Genomic DNA, 7971 nt, shown 5'->3' with positions numbered 1-7971 from the left:
GCATGATGTATTGGGCACGCTCGGTGCCCTGTTCCCTGATCAACGCATCCAGGGACTCAACCCACTCGGCAGTCTCTTCCGGATCACGATCAGGCAGCTGGTTAGTCAACCCGCTGAGGATATGGGAGGTATCTTCTCCTGCAGCCACGTCCAACCTCTCTTTGCGCGCATGAATCGGCGCACTCAGGCCAGGCAGGGTGACTGCCCGGCGTATATACGCCGTGTGCGACGTATCGGTTACAACAGCCCGGTCATGTGTGCCGGGCAGCTTCCTAGCGCTCCTATGCCTGCCCGGAGTCACAGGGGTGTCGTCCCGCGGGCATAGTTGTCATCAGACACTCTAGCCCTGACGGCAACACGATGCGTAGCTGCGGTCCGGTCGCTGCTGTTGTATTTCGTTCGTCATACTGGTTGTGTGGCCAAAAGCCCTTGCCAGGGCACCGCCGCAACGGGATGTGACGCAGAATATGCGCAATCCCGGGGGAGGCAGCTTGAAGCGCAGGCACAAAGGGTGTTGGCTTGGGAGTAATGGAAATCACTATGCACAACGCATGTATGACGTATTGGAGGAACACGTGAGCGAGGCCGACGCCGCCACTTCGGTAAATGTGGCGGAAAAATTGGGTTTCAAAAATGGGGATCTGATTCAGGAGTTCGGTTACGACGACGACGTCGATTTCGACTTACGTGACGATATTGAAGACCTCACCGGTTCAGAGCTGCTGGATGAGGACGACCACGACGTGGCGGACGCTGTCATCCTCTGGTGGCGTGACGGCGACGGAGACTTGGTAGACAGCCTGATGGATTCGCTCACTACCCTGAGCGAAAACGGAGTCGTGTGGGTCCTGACCCCCAAATCGGGCAGGGACGGTTACGTTTCGCCGGCGGACATCCAGGAAGCGGCGCCCACCGCCGGCCTGCACGTCACCACCTCTGCCGGTGTCTCCAAGGACTGGAGCGCCGCGCGCCTTGTCAGCAGGAAGAACAAATGACGGCAGCGGTTGAGGCCGCTTCCGCAGTTGTTCCCGCAGTGGGCACAACCGCGCCCGACTTTGAGCTGGCCAACCAGTACGGTGAGCCGGTTCGCCTCTCGTCATTCCGCGGACAGAACGTGGTGCTGGTGTTCTACCCGTTTGCGTTCTCGGGGATCTGCACCGGCGAGCTGTGCGAGATAAGGGACAACCTGGCCACGTTCGAGGATTCGAATGCCGTGGTCCTGGGAGTGTCCGTTGACAGCAAGTTCAGCCTCCGGGCATACGCGGCCCAGGAAGGGTACGGATTCGACCTGCTGGCCGATTTCTGGCCGCACGGGGGCGTGGCCAACGCCTACGGCGTGTTCGATGCCGGCAGCGGCATGGCCAAGCGGGCCACCTTCATCGTCGATGCCGACGGCAAGGTCCGGTACAGCGTGGTCAACCCGAGGGGCCAAGCCCGCGACTTCGGCGAGTACCGCGCAGCTTTGGCGGATTTGAAGCGGGCCTGAGGCAGCATGGCAGATCAGCGGCGGGGGACAGGCCTGACGGGCTTTGCCAGCAGGCCGCCGGTGGCCCCGGCCCCGCCCTCCGGCGAGGACCTTGAGGTGTTGGTCCGGATCCGTGACCTGCTGGCGGGCGTACGTTTTGCCCTGCTGACCGGCGCCGGGCTCAGCACGGATTCCGGGATCCCCGATTACCGTGGCCCGGACTCGCCGCCACGTTCGCCCATGACGTACCAGGAGTTTGTCCGCGACGCCGCCAACCGGCGGCGTTACTGGGCCAGGAACCACATCGGCTGGTCCCATATGCGGCATGCTGATCCGAACCAAGGCCACTATTCAGCGGCTGAACTTGAACGGCGCGGTTACCTCACCGGACTGATTACCCAGAACGTCGACCGGCTGCACCAGGACGCCGGCAGTTCCAACGTCGTCGATCTCCACGGCCGGTACGACCAAGTGATCTGCCTGGACTGCGGGCGGACCTACACCCGCCGCCTCCTGGCCGGTGTCTTCGAGGAACTCAACCCCGGCTTCCTGGAGCGGGCGGCGGCTTCCGGACTCGTCGAAATGGCGCCCGACGCTGACGCCACGGTTGAGGACCAGGCGCTCATCCACAGCTTCGTGGTGGCCGTTTGCCCTGCCTGCGGCGGGACCCTGAAGCCCGATTTTGTCTATTTTGGTGAAAACGTGCCCAAGGACCGGGTGGAGCGGTCCTATGCGATGGTGGACGAAGCAGCCGCCCTGGTAGTGGCCGGTTCATCCCTGACGGTCATGAGCGGCCTGCGGTTCGTGCGGCACGCCGCCAAGCAGTCAAAGCCGGTGGTCATCATCAACCGCGGTACGACCCGCGGTGATGACAAGGCAACCATCAAGCTGGAAGCGGGGGTCAGCCAGGCGTTGGGCTACCTGGCGTCTGAGCTTCCTCCGCTCTAGCGGGAAGCTTTCCGCCCTGGGGCCGATTCGCGTTTGCGGTCCAACGTCGGGTAGAGTTTATGTTCGTTGGTTGCGGCGTTACCGCCGGAAACCGCGTTATTTGGGTCTTTAGCTCAGCTGGTAGAGCGCCACGTTTACACCGTGGATGTCATCGGTTCGATCCCGGTAGGACCCACCCGTCACAAACCCCGTTGTCCCGCCTCTCCGGCGGGGCGGCGGGGTTTTTCTGTATTTCGGCCTTGCCACTCCCATTGTCAGTGCCCTGCCATACCTTGCAGGAATGGAACACGTCATAGTGCACACAGACAGCGAGGGAATGCCGACGGCGGTGCTGAGCCGGGGCAGGGAATGGGCGGTGGGTGCCGAACCGGTGAGGTGGTTCGAACGCATCAATTGGTGGGAGACCAGCCGCCGGATGCCGAAGGGCAACAGCGGCGTGGATGTGGAGGTCCTGCAGTTGCAGGTGAGGCTGGGAAACAACAGCCGGTCCGCCCTGACCACCTTGTATCTCCAGCGCGACGGCCTGGGCGGCGGATGGCGGCTCAGGGAGTCGGAAGCGGGTGCGGCCTGACCGGCCACGTTCCGTCCGTCGGCTTCGGGGCACTGGAAAACCCTCCACCGCGACTATTGGGGGATGCCGCGGTGGAGGGCCTGGGATGAATATACCGTGAACTCCCGGAAACAAAAAGTCCTGCGGGGCCTTCCTGCCTTGCGGGGGGAGGCTCGCACCCAATCCTGGCCCCGTCAGCCACTATGATGGTTTGTGTTCAGCTGAATGGACAGCACTGACGAGCGTACGCGCCTACTGAAGGAGAATCATGGCCGATTCCCGCACCCCACGTTCCTCCGACGGGCCCGCCAGCGCTTCGCCGGCGCCGGCCGTTACCCGCGCTGCTGCCGTCCTGGAGGCACTGGCGGCGTCCGCGGGTGGAAGGCTGACCCTCAGTGACCTCGCCCGTGAGCTGGGGATCCCGAAATCATCCACCTCCAACTTGCTGCTGGCGCTGGAGGACGCCCGCCTCATCAACAGGCAGGGCTCCGAATTCACCTTGGGCCGCAAGCTGGTTGAACTTGGCGCGGCCTATCTCAGCCGCATGGACGAGGTCCAGGAGTTCTACCGGTACTGCGAGCAGGCACCCACCCTCTCCGGCGAGACGGTTCGGATCGCCATGCTGGACGGGACCAACGTCATCTATTTGGCACGCTATGAGGGGCATCCGGCCGTCAGGCTCACCTCCAACATCGGCGACAAAATGCCGGTCTCGCTCTGTGCCGTGGGCAAGGTTTTGATCGCCAGGCTTCACGACCACGACATCGAGGCCTTGTTTGCCGATGACGCAGAGTTGCCGGTCCTCACCCCGAAGTCCCTGCGGACAGGGCGCGAGCTCAAAGCCCAGCTGCGGTCCATCCGGGAGCAGGGCTATGCATTTGAGGACGAGGAATCCACCACGGGCGTGGTCTGCCTCGGAGTGGCCGTTCCCACCAGGGGGTCCCACGGACCCAGCCTGGGACTGTCTGTAACGGCGCTGAAGGCCACGTATACGGCAGAACAGGGAGCGCAGATGGTCAAGGAATTGCAGGAACTCGCACGGTCGCTGGGCAATCCCATGAGCTAGCGGCAAACAGGGAAGCGCCGTACCCGGAGCACTTCCTTCGGCTCAACCCTTTGCCACGCGTCCAACGTGCTGTACGCTGTTCAACATAGTGATCGGCACGTTGGGTGCCGTCGCTGACCCGCCAGGCCAACGGGGGCCTGGCGCGTGATGAGGGAGTTCTTGTGACAACTCGTACTAATGCACCGCAGGCCGCGGACGGCACCGTCGTCGACGCGGACCAGCTGCGAAGGGCAACTCTTGCAAGTTCCGTGGGCTCCGCACTGGAGTACTACGACTTCTATATCTACGGCCTGGCGTCCGCGCTGATCTTCGGCCCGCTCTTTTTCGCGCCACTTGGTGAGAGCGGCGCTGTCATTGCCTCTTTTGCCACCTACGGTGTGGGATTTGCGGCCCGGCCGTTCGGCGGCGTCGTCTTTGGCCACATCGGGGACAGGTTCGGGCGCAAGATGGTCCTGATCCTCACCATCGGCCTCATGGGAGTGGCCAGTTTCGCCATTGGACTCCTGCCCACCTTTGACCAGGCCGGAATGCTCGGCGCGGTCCTCCTGGTAACCCTCCGCATCATCCAGGGGCTCGGGGCCGGCGCTGAGCAGGCGGGCGCCACCACGCTCATCTCCGAGGTGGCGCCGCGCCGCCGTCGTGGTTTCTTTGCCTCCTTGCCGTTCGTTGGCATCCAGCTGGGTACCCTCCTGGGCGCCGGGACGTTCGCCCTCATGGCGCTGGCGGACAAATCCGTCCTGCAGGGCTGGCTGTGGCGCGTGCCGTTCCTTGCCGGCATCATCCTGGTGGCCATTGCGATCTTCATCCGCCTCCGCCTCAAGGAGACGCCGGTCTTCCAGGAACTCGAGAAACACAAGGCTGTGGTCAAGAACCCGGTCTCCCAGATCTGGCGGCATTCCAAAAAGAATGTCCTGGTGGGCATCGGCTTGCGCATGGGTGAAAACGGTAACTCCTCCATCTACTCGGCCCTGCTGGTTTCGTTCATCAGCATGCCCGCGGGTGTCTTCCCCGGCGACAAGTTCATCGGCCCTACCGGGCTGCTGATCGCGGCCGGCTTTGCGGCGGTCATGGTGGTCGCCTTCGGAGCCCTCTCCGACCGCTATGGCCGCGTACCTGTGTACCGCTACGGGGCCCTGTTCCAGGCGGTCATCGCGCTGCCGGCGTTCTACCTGGTGACCCTCGGCAGCGTCACGCTTGTCTGGGTGGTCATGGTGGTGGGCATCGCCTTGGGTGTCCAGGCCATGCTCGGGCCGCAGTGTGCCCTTCTGCCGGAACTGTTTGGCTCCCAGCACCGCTTTACCGGGGTTGCGCTGAGCCGTGAACTGTCAGCCGTCCTTGCCGGCGGCTTCGCCCCGATGATCGGCGTGGCGCTGCTGGCAGCCACCAACCACTCCTGGCTGGTTCCGGCCCTGTACTCCCTCGTGCTGGCTTTGATCTCGTTTATCACCACCTTCTTCACGCCGGAAACCGGCGGCCGGGACCTGGTCCTCGTCGAAGACGCCAGCTGACGACGGCCTGGACGCCCGGCCCGGATCATCCGGGCCGGGCGTTTGGCATGAGCGGGAGAAGGGGCCTGCCGCCATAGCAGAGGCCGGGAAGTCCTGACGCCTGCGGTCAATGCTGCCTTGAGCTTCACGGGTCGGCAGGGCGGCGCGCCGCACAAAAAAGTACGGCCGCTGCAACCCCTTGGGCGGGGATGCAGCGGCCGTACGTGGCACCTTCGCCGGTGCCGGGCTAGTAAAAGTGGACCGTGTCCACGAGGTGGGGGAGTTCGCCGCCGTCGAGGAAGGTGCGCAGGTTGCTGCAGAAACGGTCCACGATCAGCCTGTTCTCGGCGGCGCTCAAGGCGGACGTGTGCGGCGAAACCAGGACCTTCGGGTGGCTCCAGAGCGGGCTTTCGAGGGGGAGCGGCTCCACTGCGAAGACATCGAGGCAGGCGTAGGAGACCTGGCCGTTGTCCAAGGCCTCGAGCAGCGCTTCCTCATCCACCACGGTGCCCCGTCCGACGTTGACGAAGACGGTGCCGGGCTTCATGGCAGCGAATACTTCCCGGTTGAAGAGCTTCTCCGTGTACGGAGTGCCAGGGAGGGTGTTCACCACGGCATCAGCGGTGGCGAGGAGGCCGGCGAGGCCGTCGTTGCCCGTCACCTGGTCGATGCCGTCCAGGGGCTCCAGGGTCCTCTTGGTTCCGCTGACGGCCATGCCAAGGGCACGTGCCAGTCGGGCCGTCTCAAGGCCGATTTCGCCAAGTCCGGCAATGACCAGCCGGGAACCGCTGACCAGCCGCGTGGGGGTCCGGAGTGCAGGCCAGTTTCTGGCCTGCTTGTCGAGCCCCAGTTCGGCGGTGCGCTTGAACCCGTTCAGGATGCCCATTGCCGCGAACTCCGCCAGGGGAAGGGCGTGCACACCGGCGGATGTTGTCACCTTGAACTTTTGCAGGACCTGCCGGTCCAGGCCTGAAGCTTTTACCGCTCCGCCCGCGCCGGCTGCCATGGCGTGCACCCATTGCAGGTGTTCGTTGTCGGTGGCGATCCGGGCCAGCCCCGTCGGACTTTCGTTGGGGAACCCGTAGAGGACCTGCGCGCTGTTCAGCATCGACCAGTAGCGTTCCTCCTGTTCCGGGGTCCGCCGGAATTCCGGATCTCCGGCATGGTCTGCCGGGAACCGCTCCGGCGGGAGGAGGTCGGGCTCGTACAGGACGGTGACGGACGGGTCCACTGCCCTGATGCGGTCCACCAGCTCAGCTTCGAGCGGCACGGCAACGGCCACGGTAATTGTAGAAGTCATAGTGTTCATCATACTGAATTATGGCTAGGATATTGAACAATTCTTTTGCACGACGACGTGAGGCTTGGGTCATGGACGACAAACGCGCAGGCTTTGCGGGCCTGGGATTAATGGGCGGACTGATGGCGGCGAACGCCCTCCGCAAAGGCTGGCAGGTCACGGGCTGGAACCGCTCACCCGCTGCGGCGGCCCGTCTGCAGGACCTTGGCGGAACAGTTGCACCGCGGGTGGAGGAGCTGGGCCACCTTCCCGTCATAGTTTTCATGCTGCCGGACCTGCCCCAGATAGAGGAGGCCGCTGCCGGGCTGCTGGCCGGCTGGAAAAACCAGCCGCCCGCGCCCGGCACCGTCTTGCTGGTCATGAGCAGTGTCTCACCCACTGCCGTCCGGGCTTTCGGGCGGCGTGTCACTGAACTCAGCGGCGGCCGCGCCCAAGTTGTCGATGCCCCGGTCAGCGGCGGCACCAAGGGCGCCGCTGACGGCACCCTCGCCATCATGGCCGGCGGAGAGGACGCCCCATTCGGCAGGGTGGAGCCACTCCTGCACACTATGGGCACCACCGTCCGCCACATTGGCCCCCTGGGCGCAGGGTCACTCGCCAAGGCGTGCAACCAGCTGGTGGTGGGGACAACGACGGCGGCACTCGCCGAAGCTGCCGAACTGGCCGAGCGTTCCGGGCTCGACCCGGCGGCGCTGTTCGACGTCCTGTCCGGCGGTTTGGCCGGCAGCAGGGTCCTGGATGTCGTCGGCCCGCGCCTGGTCAGCAAGGACTACACCCCCACCGGCCCGGCAAAATTCATGCACAAGGACCTTTCCTTCGTGCTGGACGCAGCCCGTGCGGCGGGGACGGCAGTACCCATCGCCACGGCCGCCACCGAGCTTTACGCCGAACTGAAGCGGCAGGGCCTCGGCGACCAGGACCTCGCAGTGGTGCGCCAAACCATCTCCCACCTCAGCCACAGTGCCGCGGCCGCGGTGGAAGGAACAGTTGCACAATGAGTTCTCTTTTTGATTTGTCGGGCCGGGTTGCGTTGGTGACGGGTTCGAGTCGGGGGATTGGCAGCGCGTTGGCCCGGGCGCTGGCCGATGCCGGCGCAACAGTGGTGTTGAACGGTGTGAACGGGGAGCGGCTCAAGGATGCCGCGGCCGCGATGGC

General features: G+C 64.5%; 9 protein-coding genes and 1 tRNA gene. 9 read left to right on the top strand and 1 reads right to left on the bottom strand.

Annotated features, from left to right (window positions below):
• The first annotated feature begins 575 nt into the window (after positions 1-575).
• The 7 genes from AB4Y79_RS21490 (at position 576) to AB4Y79_RS21460 (ending at position 5537) form a co-directional block, all read left to right on the top strand.
• Positions 576-995 (top strand): DUF3052 domain-containing protein, encoded by a 420-nt coding sequence (locus tag AB4Y79_RS21490; RefSeq protein ID WP_308930684.1) that lies wholly within the window; start codon positions 576-578, stop codon positions 993-995.
• A complete protein-coding gene (locus AB4Y79_RS21485; protein ID WP_441866205.1) occupies positions 992-1486 on the top strand; it encodes a peroxiredoxin in 495 nt (164 codons plus the stop codon). Before AB4Y79_RS21490 ends, AB4Y79_RS21485 begins: the two co-directional genes overlap by 4 nt.
• A gap of 6 nt (positions 1487-1492) precedes the next feature.
• Positions 1493-2413, top strand: coding sequence for an NAD-dependent protein deacetylase (locus tag AB4Y79_RS21480; RefSeq protein ID WP_441866203.1), 921 nt, complete (start codon positions 1493-1495; stop codon positions 2411-2413).
• 102 nt (positions 2414-2515) lie between these two features.
• Positions 2516-2588: transfer RNA gene (locus AB4Y79_RS21475), tRNA-Val, on the top strand.
• Positions 2589-2693: 105 nt separating this feature from the next.
• Positions 2694-2984 (top strand): hypothetical protein, encoded by a 291-nt coding sequence (locus AB4Y79_RS21470; protein WP_441866201.1) that lies wholly within the window; start codon positions 2694-2696, stop codon positions 2982-2984.
• Between the two features lie 247 nt (positions 2985-3231).
• Entirely contained in the window at positions 3232-4029 is a 798-nt protein-coding gene (locus tag AB4Y79_RS21465) for an IclR family transcriptional regulator (protein WP_441866199.1), read from the top strand.
• A gap of 161 nt (positions 4030-4190) precedes the next feature.
• Positions 4191-5537, top strand: a complete 1347-nt coding sequence (locus tag AB4Y79_RS21460; protein ID WP_441866197.1) for an MFS transporter — start codon at positions 4191-4193, stop codon at positions 5535-5537.
• A 226-nt stretch (positions 5538-5763) separates the two neighbouring features.
• On the opposite strand, the gene AB4Y79_RS21455 is transcribed toward AB4Y79_RS21460, so the two are convergent.
• Complete coding sequence (locus AB4Y79_RS21455; RefSeq protein ID WP_441866195.1) at positions 5764-6828, bottom strand: D-2-hydroxyacid dehydrogenase; 1065 nt, start codon at positions 6826-6828, stop codon at positions 5764-5766.
• A 59-nt stretch (positions 6829-6887) separates the two neighbouring features.
• Between AB4Y79_RS21455 and AB4Y79_RS21450 the strand changes: the two genes are divergently transcribed.
• Positions 6888-7814 (top strand): NAD(P)-dependent oxidoreductase, encoded by a 927-nt coding sequence (locus AB4Y79_RS21450; protein WP_441866193.1) that lies wholly within the window; start codon positions 6888-6890, stop codon positions 7812-7814.
• On the top strand, positions 7811-7971 hold a 161-nt coding region (locus AB4Y79_RS21445; protein ID WP_441866207.1), incomplete at its 3' end, for an SDR family NAD(P)-dependent oxidoreductase. The genes AB4Y79_RS21450 and AB4Y79_RS21445, both read left to right, overlap by 4 nt.

It is taken from the genome of Pseudarthrobacter sp. YAF2 (assembly GCF_052113345.1).
Taxonomy (GTDB): domain Bacteria; phylum Actinomycetota; class Actinomycetes; order Actinomycetales; family Micrococcaceae; genus Arthrobacter.
The sequence above is the reverse complement of the archived record's forward strand: the minus strand, read 5'-3'. Positions and strand labels throughout refer to the sequence as shown.

What these genes read in the sequence shown, in the direction of transcription:
- AB4Y79_RS21485 (WP_441866205.1), top strand. Translation starts at nt 992, where the DNA reads ATGACGGCAGCGGTTGAGGCCGCTTCCGCAGTTGTTCCCGCAGTGGGC.
- AB4Y79_RS21480 (WP_441866203.1), top strand. Translation starts at nt 1,493, where the DNA reads ATGGCAGATCAGCGGCGGGGGACAGGCCTGACGGGCTTTGCCAGCAGG.
- AB4Y79_RS21470 (WP_441866201.1), top strand. Translation starts at nt 2,694, where the DNA reads ATGGAACACGTCATAGTGCACACAGACAGCGAGGGAATGCCGACGGCG.
- AB4Y79_RS21465 (WP_441866199.1), top strand. Translation starts at nt 3,232, where the DNA reads ATGGCCGATTCCCGCACCCCACGTTCCTCCGACGGGCCCGCCAGCGCT.
- AB4Y79_RS21455 (WP_441866195.1), bottom strand. Translation starts at nt 6,828, where the DNA reads ATGATGAACACTATGACTTCTACAATTACCGTGGCCGTTGCCGTGCCG.
- AB4Y79_RS21450 (WP_441866193.1), top strand. Translation starts at nt 6,888, where the DNA reads ATGGACGACAAACGCGCAGGCTTTGCGGGCCTGGGATTAATGGGCGGA.